Origin of the sequence: Algoriphagus yeomjeoni (assembly GCF_003259505.1) — a bacterium.
In the GTDB taxonomy this organism is placed as follows: Bacteria; Bacteroidota; Bacteroidia; order Cytophagales; family Cyclobacteriaceae; genus Algoriphagus; species Algoriphagus yeomjeoni.
Window position 1 is genome coordinate 22,967 of sequence record NZ_QLLK01000004.1, and the last position, 17,424, is coordinate 40,390.

General features: G+C 38.8%; 16 protein-coding genes. 7 read left to right on the top strand and 9 right to left on the bottom strand.

What is annotated here, in order from left to right; translation table 11 throughout:
- Positions 1-684, bottom strand: a complete 684-nt coding sequence (locus LV83_RS07610) for a GNAT family N-acetyltransferase (protein ID WP_111610962.1) — start codon at positions 682-684, stop codon at positions 1-3.
- 416 nt (positions 685-1,100) lie between these two features.
- Positions 1,101-2,357, bottom strand: a complete 1,257-nt coding sequence (locus LV83_RS07615) for an aminotransferase class V-fold PLP-dependent enzyme (RefSeq protein WP_111610963.1) — start codon at positions 2,355-2,357, stop codon at positions 1,101-1,103.
- Positions 2,358-2,676: 319 nt separating this feature from the next.
- On the opposite strand from LV83_RS07615, the gene LV83_RS07620 reads away from it, so the two are divergent.
- The 3 genes from LV83_RS07620 (at position 2,677) to LV83_RS07630 (ending at position 7,406) form a co-directional block, all read left to right on the top strand.
- Complete coding sequence (locus LV83_RS07620; RefSeq protein WP_111610964.1) at positions 2,677-3,384, top strand: DsbA family oxidoreductase; 708 nt, start codon at positions 2,677-2,679, stop codon at positions 3,382-3,384.
- 224 nt (positions 3,385-3,608) lie between these two features.
- Entirely contained in the window at positions 3,609-6,032 is a 2,424-nt protein-coding gene (locus LV83_RS07625) for a TonB-dependent receptor (protein WP_111610965.1), read from the top strand.
- Positions 6,033-6,068: 36 nt separating this feature from the next.
- Positions 6,069-7,406: a hypothetical protein gene (locus tag LV83_RS07630; protein WP_111610966.1), complete on the top strand. Its 1,338-nt coding sequence runs from the start codon at positions 6,069-6,071 to the stop codon at positions 7,404-7,406.
- A gap of 115 nt (positions 7,407-7,521) precedes the next feature.
- Here LV83_RS07630 and LV83_RS07635 read toward each other — a convergent pair whose 3' ends face one another.
- Together LV83_RS07635 and LV83_RS07640 are read right to left on the bottom strand one after the other, a co-directional pair.
- Positions 7,522-8,433, bottom strand: a complete 912-nt coding sequence (locus tag LV83_RS07635) for an SMP-30/gluconolactonase/LRE family protein (RefSeq protein WP_111610967.1) — start codon at positions 8,431-8,433, stop codon at positions 7,522-7,524.
- Positions 8,434-8,442: 9 nt separating this feature from the next.
- Positions 8,443-9,321 carry a hypothetical protein gene (locus tag LV83_RS07640; protein WP_111610968.1) on the bottom strand — a complete coding sequence of 293 codons (879 nt, stop codon included), beginning with the start codon at positions 9,319-9,321 and terminating at the stop codon, positions 8,443-8,445.
- A 156-nt stretch (positions 9,322-9,477) separates the two neighbouring features.
- Between LV83_RS07640 and LV83_RS07645 the strand changes: the two genes are divergently transcribed.
- The 3 genes from LV83_RS07645 to LV83_RS07655 all read left to right on the top strand — a co-directional run bounded on the left by LV83_RS07645 (position 9,478) and on the right by LV83_RS07655 (position 11,345).
- Complete coding sequence (locus LV83_RS07645) at positions 9,478-10,557, top strand: oxygenase MpaB family protein (protein WP_111610969.1); 1,080 nt, start codon at positions 9,478-9,480, stop codon at positions 10,555-10,557.
- 280 nt (positions 10,558-10,837) lie between these two features.
- A complete protein-coding gene (locus LV83_RS21785; protein WP_245947028.1) occupies positions 10,838-10,972 on the top strand; it encodes a DUF2752 domain-containing protein in 135 nt (44 codons plus the stop codon).
- Entirely contained in the window at positions 10,965-11,345 is a 381-nt protein-coding gene (locus tag LV83_RS07655; RefSeq protein ID WP_111610970.1) for a TM2 domain-containing protein, read from the top strand. Before LV83_RS21785 ends, LV83_RS07655 begins: the two co-directional genes overlap by 8 nt.
- Positions 11,346-11,944: 599 nt before the next feature.
- Here LV83_RS07655 and LV83_RS07660 read toward each other — a convergent pair.
- From LV83_RS07660 to LV83_RS07680, 5 genes are all read right to left on the bottom strand, one after another.
- On the bottom strand, positions 11,945-12,910 hold the full coding sequence (locus LV83_RS07660) for a c-type cytochrome (protein WP_111610971.1): 966 nt from the start codon (positions 12,908-12,910) through the stop codon (positions 11,945-11,947).
- 308 nt (positions 12,911-13,218) lie between these two features.
- On the bottom strand, positions 13,219-14,064 hold the full coding sequence (locus tag LV83_RS07665) for an alpha/beta hydrolase (RefSeq protein WP_211320464.1): 846 nt from the start codon (positions 14,062-14,064) through the stop codon (positions 13,219-13,221).
- Positions 14,065-14,097: 33 nt separating this feature from the next.
- Positions 14,098-14,547, bottom strand: coding sequence for a GNAT family N-acetyltransferase (locus tag LV83_RS07670; RefSeq protein ID WP_111610972.1), 450 nt, complete (start codon positions 14,545-14,547; stop codon positions 14,098-14,100).
- 33 nt (positions 14,548-14,580) lie between these two features.
- Positions 14,581-16,020, bottom strand: coding sequence for an alpha-L-fucosidase (locus tag LV83_RS07675; protein WP_111610973.1), 1,440 nt, complete (start codon positions 16,018-16,020; stop codon positions 14,581-14,583).
- 106 nt (positions 16,021-16,126) lie between these two features.
- Positions 16,127-16,837 (bottom strand): hypothetical protein, encoded by a 711-nt coding sequence (locus LV83_RS07680; protein WP_111610974.1) that lies wholly within the window; start codon positions 16,835-16,837, stop codon positions 16,127-16,129.
- A gap of 48 nt (positions 16,838-16,885) precedes the next feature.
- On the opposite strand from LV83_RS07680, the gene LV83_RS07685 reads away from it, so the two are divergent.
- Positions 16,886-17,413, top strand: a complete 528-nt coding sequence (locus LV83_RS07685) for a HEAT repeat domain-containing protein (protein WP_111610975.1) — start codon at positions 16,886-16,888, stop codon at positions 17,411-17,413.
- Positions 17,414-17,424 lie beyond the last annotated feature (11 nt).

The window sequence follows — 17,424 nt, forward strand, 5'->3', positions numbered from 1 at the left end:
TTATAAAAAGATGCTTGAAATGCTGTCCTTAGACTTGTTCAATTTAAGCAACACGTATTTCTTTAATCTTACCCAGCGATCAAATAATTTAAGATCTTTTTTGAAATCCTCGCGAAGAGCTAGTTCCTGAGTATGGTTTCTTTTAGAGTTGGGATCGTAAAGCATCGCTGTGCAAAGACAGTTTTGCCTGTTTTTGCTCATTAAGATCTCATAATTAATACAGCTTTGGCAGCCCTTCCAGAACTCATTGTCATCTGTAAGATCTGAGTAGGATACAGGAATATAGCCCAACTCAGAGTTGATTTTCATCACAGCGGCTCCGGTAGTCAATCCAAAAATCTTGGAATCAGGGTATTTTTTACGGCTTAGTTTGAATACTTCGTTCTTGATCTTGCGTGCAAGTCCGTATTTTCTGTATTCAGGAGAAACGATCAAGCCGGAGTTTGCCACATATTTACCATGTCCCCAAGCTTCTATATAGCAGAAGCCTGCCCATTTGCCGTCTGAGGTCAATGCAATTACAGCTTTTCCTTCATCCATTTTGGTTTCCACATAAGCAGGACTACGCTTGGCTATACCAGTGCCGCGAGCTTTTGCGGAGTTTTCCATCTCGTCAGTGATCTGAGTGGAGTAAACCTTGTGGTTAGGATTTGCTACAATAATTTGAAATGAAATGTTATCCATTAGGGATGGCATGTGTTAATTCCGAGAGTCGGAAAATTGGTAAATAAATCAAAGGGTAAAAGGGCGGGTACGTACTCCACGTAGGAATACAAAAATTTATCAAAGGGTTAAACCCTATAGAAAAATCTACACGTCCTTATAGGAGTGAAAAAAGCAATAGCATCAGCTTTCAGCGCTACAGAAGGAGCTTGAAAGAAAGTTGGCGCTATGTGATTTACTTGTGTCATGCGTAATAGGGAGGCAAAATTCATTCCTTACCAAGGAAAATGCAAGAGATTTTAGGAATTATTTAGTGTAAAAGCCCAATTATTACAGAATTCAGAAAATAATAAGGTCTATTTTGGCTAAATAAGCAATCTCAGAATAATATTTGGCTTATAATTATCAAAAAGGCAATTGTACTATGCTAAATGCAGTCATGCATTACCGGACATTTCCTTTACAGCTTGAACAAATTTGTCCATTTCACCTTCAGTGGTATAGACATTTGGGGAAATTCTGCAGCCTTTTACACCTGCTCCATCGATAGAAACAGTATAAATCTGATACTTATCCATTAATGTCTTCGCCATCTCACCAGGGCTCATAGCATCCAAACCCACATTGGCAATTGCGCAAGAGCGATGAGGTTCTTTCGGAGTATTCACGTTAATTCCTGGAAGTCCACGTACCTGATCTGACCAATAGCGCTGTATATATCTCAGGCGTTCTTCTTTTCTTTTGCTACCCATTTTATTTAAGAAATTGACTGCATCGATCATTGACAGATCAGTGGAAACAGCGTGAGTACCTGTATGATTGAGATTTAAGAGTGTTTTTTGATCCAGTTCATAAGGTGCAAGTAAAGGTCTTATTTGAGTACTCTTCCCTTTTTTTACATAAAGCATTCCACAACCAAGCGGAACGCTAAGCCACTTGTGAAGGCTAGAACCATAATAATCACAGTCCAACTCAGCCATATTGAAATCAAAATGCCCAACGGCATGGGCACCATCAAGCATGATTTCTACTCCATGTCCATGAGCCATATCAGCTATTTTGCGGACCGGCAAAATATGTCCAGTGATATTTACTATATGGGGAACCATCATTAGTTTGGTTTTCGGGGTGATGGCATTTTCGTAGGCAGCTACAATTTCTTCGTCGTTTTCTGGATGCACGGGGATGTCTATTCTGTTGACTTTAATCCCGTATCGTCTTTCTGCAAGTTCAAACATGTTGAGTAAGCTTCCATAATCCTGATTTGAGACGATTGCTTCATCACCGGCTTTCCAAGGATAGCCTGAGATGATCAAATCAATAGACTCAGTTGTATTCCTAGTCAGTACGACTTCCTCGGGAGAAGCTCCAACAAGCTCCGCAACCATGGCAGCACTTTTAGCCTTATTGTCCCATTGTACTGTTCGCATATAATTTGACGCCTGATAATTGACTTTTCTAAGATGCTTTATATAGTTTTCTAAAGTCTCTTCCGGTAAAAAACAGTAATAGCCATTCTCTAGATTGATGTAATCTGGTTTAAGCTTGTAAGCTGCCCGAATTTGAAGCCAGAAGTCAGCTGCATTAGGATCGAGATCTGCAATTGATTTTGCATGAGATTTTCCAGAGGAAAAAATTGACCCTGAACCAACTCCTAGGAAGGCTAAGGATTTTAAGAATTTTCGCTTATTCATAGGAGATCGATGTTTAAAATATGTAGCTGAAGATCCATATGATCAACAAAATAATCGCTACCCAAGTGATCCAAGGCGATCGTTGTGGAAATTCGAATTTGCAGATAGGGCAAATTTTGGCTTTGGAATCTATTTCCATGGCACAGGACGGGCATTCTTTAGTTTTCAAGATAGTCTGAACTCTTTTTGCTGGATTTCTATTTCATCCTAAGTAAAGAAAATTGATATGAAATCGAGCATGACTGCATATTAATACACTGAGATAATTATAGGATATATGCGAGATTCCATATAGCCGCTGAAAAACAATTTTAAATTTATGAAAATAGAAATATGGTCAGATGTAGCATGTCCTTTTTGCTATATCGGAAAAAGAAAAATAGAGAAGGCGATTGAAAAATTTCCTCGGAAAGATAAAATCGAAATAGAATGGAAAAGCTTTCTTCTCAATCCAGATCAAGTAACTCAACCAAATAAGAGCTCGCTTGAATATCTATCAGAAGCGAAAGGCTGGTCACTTGAGCAAACAAGAGAGATTACAGCAAATGTATCGAATATGGCTGCTCAGGAGGGTTTGGAGTATCACTTGGATAAGACAGTAGTCGCAAATACTAAGAAAGCTCACCGAGTGTTGCATCTAGCTAAAACTGCTGGAAAAGGTGATGAGATGAAAGAAAATCTGCTAAAAGCCTATTTCACTGATTCACTAAATATCGATGATGATTCAGTTTTGCTTGATTTAGGACAAGAAATTGGACTCGAACCTGCCGCGATTCAGGATGTGTTGTCTTCTGAAAAATTCGAGAGCGAAGTTGATCAGGATATTTACGAATCCCGTCAACTCGGAGTAAAGGGAGTTCCGTTCTTTGTTTTGGACAGGAAGTTTGGGATCTCAGGTGCGCAGCCTGATGAAGTATTTGACCAGACACTTGAAAAAGCCTGGAATGAGTTTGCCAAGAATAACTCTGTACTAACTATGGCTGAAGGAAATGGAGAAGCCTGTGATGTGGATGGGAAAAACTGCTAGTAATTTACTTTAAGAATTTATTGCATTTCGGCTACCAAATGAGAGAATTTGGTAGCCGATTTTATTTCTGTTGTTTTTATTTAGATTTTTTATAAATAGTAAGTAGCTGATATTTAGTCTTATGTGATTGTAGGTGCTTCCTAAGACCATGTTTTTATAATTCTTATTTAGATTAATTACAATTAAGCTTTAGATTTGCTGTCATATACAACTAAAGGCGGTTTATGAAAGCAGGTTTTACTCTTCTCTTTTTTACTGTAGGTTTCTGCATATCTCTTGTGAGCACAGCTCAAACGGGAAAATTAACTGGTTTTTTGACTTTTGAAGATGGTGAGCCGGTAGCCTATGCTGCTGTATTTATCCAAGCATTGAAAAAACAAGCATTATCCGACGAAAGGGGTAGGTATGAACTAGTAGATGTTCCATTTGGGGCTCATCAGGTGCAAGTAAGCAGCATTGAGATGCAAGGACTTAACTTCAATATCCAAATTGATAAGCCTAGAATTCAACTGGAAACTGTCGTAAAAAGAGCAGGTGAAAAGGTGCTGGATGAGGTAGAAGTGACAGGTGAATCAGTAAAAAATGAGGTTGAAAAAGCCGGATTTGCTGTAAATGTACTAGAGACAAAAAGGGCTTCATTACATTCCTTGCAAACCAATGATCTTTTAAATAGATCAGTGGGAGTGAGAGTCCGTCAAAATGGTGGACTAGGATCTCAGGTTTCCTACAACCTGAATGGTATGTCAGGCAATTCAGTCCGCATTTTCATCGACGGAGTTCCAATCTCCACCTATGGGGCATCCTTTAGTCTGAACAGTATTCCTCCTGCGTTGATTGATCGAATTGAAGTTTACAAGGGAGTAATTCCAGCTCATTTGGCCGATGATGCGCTGGGTGGAGCAATCAACGTAATCCTAAAAAAAGGGGCAATGAATAATCTGACAGCCTCCTTGTCTTATGGATCCTTCAATACACAGCAGGCAAATGTCAGCGGTTCTTACCGAAATTCAAATTCTGGATTCACCGTAAAAGCTTCGGGATTCTACAATTTCTCTGACAATGATTATCAGGTTTGGGGCAAATTCGTAAGAAATATCCTAGCAAATGGTCGCTATGAGTACGTCCGAGCAAAGCGATTCAACGATGCTTACAAATCTGCCGGAGCTAATATTCAAGTTGGTTTCACAAACGCAAAATGGGCTGATCAATTCTATCTGGGACTTAATGTATCAGACGATTACAATGAAATCCAGCATGGAACCTACATGACTATACCTTATAAAGGACGGTTTACAGAGTCTCAAGCGAAGGTTTTGAGCGTAAACTATGTGAAATCAGACTTTCTAGCTAAGGGGTTAGAAGTCAATTTCAATGGAATGATCAGTGACCGCAAGCAGGTCGTGAATGATACTGTTAAATGGAATTACAATTGGTTTGGTGAGCAAAGTGTTGGTCTAAATGGTGGTCCAATCCTGAGACCAAACGGTGCCCAACAAGGAGCTCCAACTATCAATCACATCAACCGAAATATTTCCACTTTCAGAGGCGGAGTGACTTATTCCATTTCAGAAATGCATCGAATGGTATTTAGTCATATGTATTATACAATAGATAGAACTCAGCGTGATTTGATGCGACCTGCCCGAGAGCGTGAGTTTATTGGAACACGGGATTTGACTAAAAATATATCCGCTTTTGCATATGAAGCGACACTGTTTGAATCCAAGTTTAAAGCAAATCTTTTTGGTAAATATTATCATCAGGAAATCGACCGAATGGATCCGATTTTGGTAACCCAGAATGGAGAAACTGTAAAGTCTGAAGATAAGGTATCAAGTAAAAACAACACTTTTGGCTACGGATTGGCAACTTCTTATGCATTAAATAACAGCCTGACAATGCTTCTTTCTGCAGAAAAAGCTGTGAGAATGCCTTCTGAAAATGAAATATTCGGTAGCCCAGGAGAAAATATCATTGAAAATATAGGGATCAGGCCTGAGGTCAGTAACAACCTTAATCTAGGACTACGCACCGGACCCTACCAGCTAAATTCAACAAGTAAATTGACCATTTATGCTTCAGGATTTTTACGGGATACAAAGGATAAAATCGTACGAAGAATCAATCCTAGATTGAATGATGCGGTACAGACAGATCCATTTGAAAACTTGGGAAAAACAAAGTCTATCGGGTTTGAGGGAGAAATTAATTATACCTGGAATGACAATTTCAGTGTTTTGCTCAATTTCTCCAAGTTCAATTCTGTATTCAATATTCAATATGATCCAAATGGAAATGAATACACCTATTATAATCGACAGCTACCGAACGAACCATTTTTCACAATTAATTCTACCGTACAGTACGGTTTTAAGAATGTAATCCAAAAACGTTCGGCACTGAATTTCTACTACAGTTTTGGATTTGTAGATCGATTTTATACCACCTGGTTGGAAATAGAAGATTTTCGGACCCCTCGGCAATTCATCCAAGACATAGGAGTGAATTATGTTTTCCCAAGTGAAAAGCTGGTGGTTAGCGCTGACTTGAGAAATCTTTTTGACCAGCAAGCCTACGACAATTTTGCAGTTCAAAAACCAGGTAGAGGATTTTACCTGAAATTGAATTACACCATTAATAAATTTTAAATCAACCTATTATAGTTAACCAACCACAAGTAAATTATGAAAAAGCAATTCTTAAACTTTTTGACACTTGGAGTCCTAGTGAGCTCTTTAGCGCTTATCAGCTGTAGCGATAATGGCGGTGATCCTATCATTCCTCCAGGGGAAACCGAAGGCAGATTCATCACCGTAGCAGGAGCCTTGATGGGAACTAATCCTGGAGATGGCAACGGAGGAACGATGGTTTATTCTGTGACAAAAGAGGAAGCTAAGGACCCTGAAACTCAGATTAGTGTTTATACAGGGGGCTTTGGGGTGAAATCAAACAGAACCGCTCGTCTTCAATCTTCAGAAGATGGCTCTACTTTATTCAATATCGCTTATACGGGTGATAATGGCGGGGAATTCTCCAGATACACTGTTAATGGAGGTGGCAATTTCGTCCAGTCCGATGTGTCAGTGAATATTTCCCAATATGCAGGCACTTCACCTCGCTGGCTGAAATTATTTGACGGAGACAAAACAGGTATAGCGCTAAACATGGCAAATATTGCCGCGAATAATGCCCCGACAGAAGAAAACCCTAACCCTACGACTCCATTTGAATACTATAGAGGTGTAGCTACGATCTTGGCTTTGGATTTACAGGAGTCTTTGATTAGTAACTATGTGCAATATGAAATCCCTCTTACGGAAGAGGAGGAAGCAGCAGGTCATACCATTTTCAGACTAGATGGATCGGTCCTCAATGCTGCTAAAGATAAGCTAATCATTGGTACATGGATGCGTAAGTACAATGTGGCGACTGGAGAAACTGAAGGTGACTATGAGAGACTGGGTAGCAAATCTGTGGTAGTGGATTACCCTTCATTTGCCAATCCGACCGTGATCACTTCAGCTGTAGGACATGGTGATAATAGTGGCTACAGAAGTCACTACAGCTACCTAGCTGACGATGGAAATATATATCAGGCTACTGAGCGAGATCCAAATGGCTCCCATATCCTGAGAATCAATCAGAACAATGAATATGACGATTCATATGTTTTCAGTCTGAATAATGCACTTGGATTGTCAGGAGTGACTATTGAAGCATGGAAATACGCTCAAAACGGAAAAGCATTTGCTTTAATTTCTCATGATGGAGCAGAAAATGGATTCGTAGTTTGGATGGATCTGAATGCCAGAACGGCTTCTATTGTGGACCTTCCTTATGATGCTGACTTAGAATTCAATCAATACCAAGGTTTTGTGGTTGATGGAGCAGATGTTTATATCGCCATCACTCCAGTAGGCAAAAACGGAAACATTTACATTGTTGATAGCAATTCAGGTGTTGCTAGCAAAGGTGCTACTTTGGTGAATCAGCCAGGAAATCACTACATCGGTATTTTCTAACTCATTTTCTATTATCAGCCTCCTTAAGTAGAAGCTGACAATAAAAACATAAAAAACCCGGAAGACTGATTTTCTTCCGGGTTTTGCTTTTAGGGTTTATTTCTAGAAATGTTTTTTACCAAACTCCTCTGGTTTTCATCTGTAAGGTATAAACTGCATCCGAAGCGGTGATAAATAGGGTTTTTCTATCAAGTGAACCAAATACCACATTCGCTGTCCAGCCTGCAGGAACTGGAATATGTGCGATCTGCTCACCATTTCGATTAAATACTGTAACACCATTCCCAGTGAGATAAACATTTCCCCGTTCGTCTATGGTCATACCATCTGAACCCATTTCGCAAAACAGCTCCTTGTTGATCAAGTAACCATCTTCCCGTACTTCATACTTATAGGTCTTCTTGGCTCCGATGTCAGAAACATAAAGATACTTGCTGTCTGGCGTTCCGACGATCCCATTTGGCTGAACCAAATCTTCTGCAACTGCGAAAAGTTCTGTCCTATCAGCTGACAAAAAGTACACGTTTTGCCCTTCCTGTTCGGATTCTTTGCTGCGATCCCAGTAAGGTCTTGGGTATAGTGGATCAGTAAAATAAATCCCCCCTTTTGGTCTAACCCACAAATCATTCGGGCCATTGAGTTTTTTTCCTTTGAAAGCTGAAATCCAAACCTCGTGATTGCCATCTGTATCAATAGCCCAGAGTTCGTTTTTATTGTCTGCAGCTGCAACTAGGGTGCCGTCAAGCATAAAATACATGCCATTTGATCTTCCTGTATTTTCTTTGAAAACACTGACTTCGTTAGACAAGGCATTCCATTTATGGATTCTGTTATTTGGTTGATCCGTGAAGAAAACATCCCCAAAGCGATTCACTGCTGGGCCTTCCGTGAACTCAAACCCGTCTTGCACTTTCACCAATTCAGCATTTTTGGCGACTATGCCTTTTTTGTCTTCTATTTCTTGAGAGAATCCCTGCGTTCCAATCAGAAGCGCAGCCATTAATAAGGATGATTTAATAGGGTTCATAGATTAAAGTTATTTTCTGTTCATTGCTACCACGAGCACATTTAAGTCTTTACTGTAGGCCATTCGGGTGATTTTTTCATGGGTCTCGGAAGTGATTTTTCCAATTGATTCCCATTCTGTATTGTTATATTTTCTAATAAATACTTCATTTCCTGAAGCCATTAGTAGATGATTTTTATCCAACCAGATGAAATCCTGAGAACCTTCAAGCCCCCCAAGATATACTTCTCTTTCACCATTTTCAATATCATAACTTTTAATAATTCCTGCTTCAGCAGCAGAAGATTCAGTCATGTAGGTGATCTCTGAGGTTTTTGGTCGCTTATGAATGGATCGAGAGATGGCTGAATCTATTTCTAATAAGTCATTTCTTCCTTTGGCATAGATTAACTTATTGGGATCACCTAGGATAAACATCGCTGCTTTATTTTCATACCAATCGTAGTACCCGACAGGTTCTATGTCATCGTAAAGCAATTCTGCGGGTTCAAAAGTCAGGGGATATAACCAGATTCTTTGTTTTTTATCAGGCTCAGAAACTACTGCAGAAATGTACATTCCACAGTCAGTAATCATAGGTGAGTTTTCATTCCTATCAGAAGTTCTACTCATATTGGTAAACTTCTTTAAATTGAAATTATAAACTATAATATCAAAATTGTCATTTTCATCAGCAGCAGAAAAGACCATCTGATACTCATTGATAAAACTGGGCTGATTATCATATTCAGGGCGATCCGTCAGTGCATAGGCAGTTTCAGTCAATAACTTAAGGTTACCTCCCTTTCCGCTAGTATTGATTACCCAGAGGTCAGTGCCAACTTGAGCAAAGCCTGAAAATGATCCAAACAGAATGGAAATAAGCACTAGGCACAAACGCTTTTTCATGTGTTTATAATTGTTTTTTAATGGTCATCCCGATAGCTATCGAGAGGAATTTCGCACGGTGGATAATCATCCCTCTATGTGTCGCCTCCGACTTGCTCGATTTCATATGTTTACTTAAATTTTTTAACCAAAGTACAAAATCAAGGTTAGAATGCTGTGAGTAAACTAAAACTATACCAGAATATCGAATTTGATCAATTGCGGAAAATACAAGACCCATCTGCAGATCAATTGGTTAGCCTACTAATCAAGAATCCCGAGTTAATCGCCATAATAAACTCGTGGAAGGAGATTCCCACTAAAATTGATGAATCCTATCCCCAGGAGTTTCAGAGTTTTTTTAATTTTTACCTAAGGCAAAATGAAATCCCCGAGGATATATTAATCAAAGGTCAAAAACTCTTCGATCAAAAAGGTGACTTATACCTAGCCATGTTAGGATTTTACTCACTGCCATATGCTTATGCGTTTGGAGATGGGGCAGAAGTACTGGTTAGATCTAAGCGAATTCTCAGTGATATAGGCCGAAGATTAGGAGAGACAGGTAGCTTCATCTTGGATATTTTCGAACCAGGGGCATTTCTCACAAAGAAGAAAGCCTTCCTTTCCTGCGCCAAGGTCCGTTTGATACATGCTTTTAGCCGTTATTTTATATCAAACTATGGAACAGAATGGAGGGAGGATTTTGGAAAACCTATAAATCAAGAAGATCTAATAGGAACCAATCTTTCTTTTAGTCTTATAGTCATTAGAGGCTGGAAGAAAATGGGAATTAAGGTAAGTCCTGATGAAGTTTCCTTTATTATGCAGTATTGGAAATGGGTTGGTCGATTGATGGGAATTAATGAGAAGTACTGGCCAGAAAATCCTAAAGAGGCATTTGCACTAGAAAAACTTATTCGAAAAAGGCATGTAAAAGCTACTGATGCTGGCAATCAATTGATTCAAGCCTTGATTGCTTATTATAAATCAACTATTCCAGATCCTCTTATATCAAGTCAAGTGGTACCTATCCTGAATTTTTTCTTAGGTAAGGAAGTCTCAAAAGTACTCGGAATTGAATCCTCTGTACCTGTGAATGGGGAGTTGCTAGGTTTGGTTTTTAAATTTTCTGGCTGGAAAAATTACGGTGGGAATAAAGGATACTCACAGGTAGCACGACAAAATGAATCAAATCAACTAGCGGTATACGGTGAAAAGCTGGAAATTAAACTACCGGAATTTAACCGTTCATAACCGTACACTTTTATGTACGCTCGCATTCACCTATTTTAGCTAAAACTGTTAAAAAACGTGTTTGGAGGCCTTTTTAATCAATGGCATCTTTTTCGTACATCAAGTAAACATGAAGGTAATCACCCGATGGATATCAATCCTGCCGCTAGAGTTGATCTTTTGGATCGGAAGTTTAGTAGCAATTATTCTCTTAGATCCTCATGGAGGGAGTCATTTAAGCCTCTGTCCTTTGAGTCAACTGGGAATTGATTGGTGTCCTGGATGTGGCCTGGGACGTTCTATGAGTCTTCTTTCAAAAGGAGAGTTTCAGGCTTCCTGGGAAATGCATCCACTGGCTTTGCTAGCGTATGCGGTTATTATCTCCCGAATTTGGCAACTTATTAAAAACTTAAAAACAACACACAATTATGGCTAATGTATTAAGACATCTTCCTGAACTGGAAGGAATGGAACTGGGTTACATCCAGGGTTTGATGAAAAATATGGACGAGGATCAAGCATCTCTTTTCGCACAGGTTTATCGTGCTAGAAGAAAGGACTCTCAGATGATTTTGATCTTAACTCTTCTAGGCTTCTTTGGCTTTGCCGGACTGCATAGATTTATTCTTGGTCAAATTGGATTAGGAATACTCTACATCTTGACGCTTGGACTTTGTTTCATTGGTACGATTGTCGATTTGGTAAATTACAAGAGTCTTGCCTACGAGTATAACATCAAAGTGGCTCATGAGACTATGAATATGTTAAATGCGAATTACCCTGGTGATGTTACAAACACCACCACCTAATTATAAACTTAACCAATGCAAAAGCCGGAAGTAATTCCGGCTTTTTTGGTTTGAGAGAACGCCTATTAATTTTCGATTAAATGGTCAAAAATAGTTGGTAAAATACTTCTCAACTTACTGATTTTTAGAAGATTGCAACCATCTTAATGAAACCGGTTTCAATTAGATTTTTTTGCTCATAAAAACTTCAAAAAGTGACGATTCTTGTTTACTTCAAAAATTCTGGATATAAAGGTTTTTGGAGCCATAAGACAAGAAGAATGAAGCATAAAAGGCCTTTAAGGTTGAATAACCCCATAATTCAGTTATGGTTTTTACTTTGTGGTTAACTTGTTCAAATGACTTCTTTAAAATATTCCAGTGATTTATATAAATTTTCTCGATCAAAATCACCAACTATTTTTGACCACATTACCTAATTTTCAATTATATGTATATCCGCTTTGTTACCAGTAAATAGATAAAAGCGAATTAATAGATGGTATACCCTAGCTTTGAGGCCGCTTCGGTCTTCCAGCCAACCAAGCAAAGAATCTAAGGTGACTGGCATCATTGTGGATATTCATATTCAATTATTAGGTTTTTCTATCTGATTCGGACTATTCTTTCATTACTACAGTTTTTTCAATAAGATTTTTAGTAGGGGGCAGTGAGTTTAAATATCTATAAATTGCTCGTATATCTACCTCATCCATCATTGCAAAGCTTGACCAAGGCATTGGAGTTCCCTCATGTACTAATCCAGATTTAAGACGAGTAACGAAAGAATCTTCATTCCATGTTGCTAATAACCCCGTTTCTGGATCGGGTGTCAAATTTGGGGTAGTGAAAAAGGCATCCTTTTCTTCAAAAACTAATCCTCCGGAAAATTTGGGACCAAGAAATTCTCCACTTTTTAAATCCCTTGGTGAGTGGCAACCTGCACAATTGGCTACTGAATTGGCTAAATATTCGCCATATACAGCGGTGGCTTCTTGTTTAAGAGCCTTCTTCGGTGTGGCTCCTGGTTCTGTAGGCTTTATCATTCCAAATGCAAGGACAGCTTTACCAAGGAAGGTATAATCGGAGGCTTCTATTTTTTTGGATACAGGAGGTCTTGATCTTAGAAATGAAATGATAGCATTCAGATCTTCCTCAGTCATGTTCTCAAATGGCATGAAAGGAAACAATACTCTTCCGTCATGTCCCACACCAAATCTCATCACTCGCGCAACTTCCTCATTTGTCAATGATCCTATTCCAGTTTCTACATCTGGCGTAAGATTTCTTGGCCTGAATATTCCCGGAGGAATTACTATTTCATTTCCACCTGCTAGCGGCACCAATTCTCCTGCGCTCATTGCATCGTAATCTTCAGGTGCAATATGGCATGTGGCACAATGTGCAGGTCCATAAATTAAATATTGTCCTCTTGCTAGTACAGTTGAGTCAGTGCTAACCGATACTGACGGGAATGGGGCATCATAAGATTTATTCCATGCAAAAGAGACATAGGTAAATAATGCTACACAAATGAATAAAACACCTAAAACTAGGTAACCGAGAACTTTGAAGATTTTTTTCATGGTACACTGAATTAAAAATTGAAGTGATGATAAAGAATGGTATTTCTTCCTACTAGGAAAAAGTATCCTGATTAAATCACTGTGACTAAAAATAGTGGCTTTTATTCTTGATGTTAACAGCATTAATATAAGTATAAAAAACAATAATAGTAATATATTAATCTTTGAAAAATACAACTATAAGCCTAGCAGTAAAACAATTCTAATATTGGAACAGTGAAAATAGATGATACTCCAAAAATATTTTTCGTTTGAAATACCTAAAAAATACTTTGCAACACGACTGTTAAAGTTGCAGAAATTTGCCCTTACTCGATGATAATTTGAGGGTCTTTTTGAAGGTAACCTAATGATTGAAGAAATTCATCCGTAGCTTCAACTGTCTGTTTATAATTTTCAAAATTGGCATAGTTAAAGAAACCATGCGGTTGATCATCATACAAAATCAAATCACATCTATTGCCCACTTTTTCCATGACCATTTTATAATATTCAGCTGTAACTACTGGGATTAATGCGTCTTTGGTGCCAAGTAAAAACAGGGTAGGAGGAGCTCCAGACTTAATGTTATGAAGAGGCGAAAATTCTTTGAATTGGTCCCCAATTCGCTCGTATCCATAACCTCCCGGACCATTATCTATTACAGGATTAAATAAAACCAGCGCATTGGGAATGGGACTAATCGATAAATCATCTGTCGACTCATTATAACCGTCTATCAAAGCAGTGGCAGCAGCCAAATGCCCACCCGCAGAACCTCCAGATGCGATGATTTTATCTTGGTCAATATGGAATTTACCAGCATTTTCCCTCAAAAACCGGATGGCGGATTTGGCGTCTTTTACAGATTCGTATGGACTAGTTTGATGCTGATTTCGGGTTCTATAGTCAATCAAAAAACAAACGATGCCTCTCTTAGAAAAGTAATCAGCTTGATGTTCAAATTGAGACCTACTGCCTGAATTCCATCCGCCGCCAAAAAAAAATACTAAGGCAGGATAATTTTCCTTATTTACCATTTGCTCAGGGTAATACACTTCCATAAATAGCTTAGTGGTATCAAGTTCTTTGTAGATAAAAGACTCTTGAGCTACGGAAATATGAATTGCTATGAAAATTAAGAAAATACTGATCAAAGAATTTCTCCTACACATCTCCAAAACTTGTTTTAGTGGTTGAATTAATTTTTACACCTGAGTGGTCATTTCAATGTGTTCGATGCCATCTTCTAAGTAAGTTTCTCCTGCATTTTCAAATCCCAGAGACTTATAGAATTCATTTAGATATGTTTGCGCTCCAATCCTTACAGTGCAGGAACCGTACTTTTCTGAAATAAAGGAAAGAGCGTCTTTCATCAACCTTCTTCCTGCGCCAGTACCTCGAGCTTTCATGTCGCTTACAACCCTGCCTATGGAAGGTTCATCAAAAGATGCACCTGCAGGTAGCACTCTTGAGTAGGCCACTAAAAAATCATCTGCCACGATCATCACATGGTCGGCTAATTGATCCTTATTATCAGCATCCTGAAAAACACAATTCTGCTCTACAACAAATACTTCATTACGAAGTCGGATAATAGCATACAACTCATGATTGCTGAGCTCTTCAAAAGGCTTTATTACTGTGGTTAATTCCATCTATTTGTGTGTAATCGAATGGTGAAATCTACTTTATTCTGAAATGTAAGTCAGAACAATGGCAGGAGAATTTTTATGTTTTTGCTGAATGCTCTTAGGAATTGAAACCAAAGTTCTTCCATTTTCTGTTTTCCATTTTAGAGATTTACTCTCACCAAGAATGGTGATTTTACTTCCCTTTTTAGGAGGGTTAAGGCTCCAGGAGATAGTTTCTTCTAGTTTTTCATTCTCTTCCAACGGCAGCAAAGCATACATTTCTTTGGCTTTACCTTGAGTGAAATAAAGCTTTTCATCCTGAAAAGTATCGATTGCTCGGGTATTATAGATTCCAGCGCCATTTACTTCAAGCCACTTTCCAATTTCCTCCAATCTAGCAACTTGCTCAGGAAGGAAAAGACCATCAGCTGTTGGACCAACGCCAAGTAATAAATTTCCGCCTTTGGCGACGATTTCAATTAATAGATGAATGACTTTGCGAGATGGTTTAAACTTATCATTTGGCACATAGCCCCAAGCTCCGCCTAGGGTAATGCAGCTTTCCCATGGATCTGATGACATAGTTGCAGGAATTCCCTGCTCAGGAGTTCTGTAGTTTTCGAATGGTCCATGGACCGTGCGATCCACTATGAGTATTCCTTCTTGGTTATTTCTTACCATTTCAGCCACTTTCGGCATATTGATTTCCTGATCAAAATCCGGAATCGGCGCCCCCCAACTTAGCACCTCTTCATTGACGGTGGATTTTGGTCTTACCCAGCCTCCGTCAAGCCAAAGAATATCTATATCACCATAATTGGTCGTAATCTCATTAAGTTGATTGTGGGTGAACTGCACGTACTGATTCCATCTCCAAGGATGCTTTCGGATGTCATAATTTACATTTCGATCCGGAGTAGCTCTGTAATCCCACCAATAATATTGGGAATGCCAATCAGGCTTAGAAAAATAAGCTCCAATCATCATACCTTTTTCCCGAAATGCTTCAAACACATACTTCGCTACATCAGCTTTTGGGTTGTTTTTGAATGGCCCATTAGAAATTTTGTAGTCTGTAAACTGAGTGTCAAACATATTGAAGCCATCGTGATGCTTGGTGGTAAAAACCACGTATTTCATACCGGCTTTCTCAGCTGCATTAGCCCATTGCGAGGGATCAAAACCAGTGGGATTAAACTTTTCACTTAAGCCCCAATACCATTTTTTATAATCCTCATAGCTCTGGGTGGTATCTTTTCTATTGATCCAGTCTTCATTGACTATACTCCAAGATTCTACTATTCCTGGTACTGCATAGATTCCCCAATGGATCAAAATCCCAAACTTTTGATCTCTCCATTGCTCAAGTTTCTCGGCCACTTTTGGATCAGTGGGATATTCATATTCAGAAGAAGTAGGATGCAGCGTGTTCTGTGCTTTGGCTCCAAATGATATCACAATTAATAAAAGGAATAGCCAATTTAGTTTATTGGTCATGGTAATTAAATAAAAGGAGGATTTAAGGAATGATCATTTCTAATGCTAAAGATAAAATGCTTAACAAGGCCTTACAAGTTTCCTAAATCAATTGAAGTATTTCATCTCACCAATTATCATCATCCTCAGTTTTTCCTACATCAAGTTTATCAGTCTGGCCAAAAACCTCCTGTCCTTTCTCAGAAAGTGTCAAATGAATTCCGTTCAATTTCTTATGAATTGCTTGTAAAGTTTCAAAATCAGGATGTTGAACATGGAAGGGTATACTAATCATGTTCTCTGCATTCTTCGAGAAAGGGGTTGGCGTTTCACTTCCAAAGAAGTAGGGCCAAAGCGTTTTTCCACAGCTGATTCCCCAGGTTGTAATGGCATAATTCTCCTCGTATTGCTGGAGGCGCTGGTTGATTTCTTCAAAAAACTGTTCAGATTCTCCCAGTCTTAATCGTGATCCGGCTCTGGATTTACCTTTGGTTTTGAGGTATTTAATCTGACTTTTTCCTTGTTTTTGGCGAACCATGTAAGCACGGAAAACTTTATGATCCAGCATTTCACCATTATGAAAATAGCCAGTAACCGCTATGCCAGCTCGGATCATTACCAAAGCAAGATGGAAATCATCTGTTTCAGAAAGAATTCCTGCCTCATTGGGAGACATATTCCAAGGAAGGGAAACCCGAACTAGCCAAGACTCAGAATCCGAAATTATCCACTGATGTTTAGCCTTTTCATATGATGCCTCTAAACCCTGTCTATCGCTGAGCTCCAGAATCGACTGATACGTTTCAAGACTTATTAACTTTGGATTGCCGGAAATCATAGCGGGGGAGGCTTTTCAATTATATTTGCACAAATAAACCGAAAAATCATGGACGAGGAAATCCAAAGCTTGATCAAGCGTATGAGCGATCCCAATGAAAAGGAAGCTTTTTATTTTGCAGATAAACTTGGGAAAAAGCTTGATGAAAGTGGTAGAGACGCGGTTATTGAGTTGGTTAAAGGCGATAATTGGGAGATTTCTTACTTAGCTTGTCGTGCGCTTTCGCAATCTCCATTCAATGAGGAGTCGCTCGATGCGATTTTCGAAGCTATCAACGATAAGAAAAACAGAGCCCATCAAGGCGCCTTCGTTCAGATTTTGGAGGAATTCGATTTGAGTTTGCGCTTTGTGGATATTTTTAGGGTTTTTCTTTTTGGCAACTTTAAGGCTCAGGCTTTAGCCAAAATGTATTTGGACGAGGTGGAGTTTGATATGACTCCGCGCACCCTTCGTAAAGCTGAGAAACATTGGAACCATTATTTACATAACCCAGAAGATGAGGGAAGTCTTCAGTTGAAAAAATTAGAGGTTGAACCAATCTTAGTAGAAATTCGAGAATTATTTTCAGAAGAATAACAACATTCGCC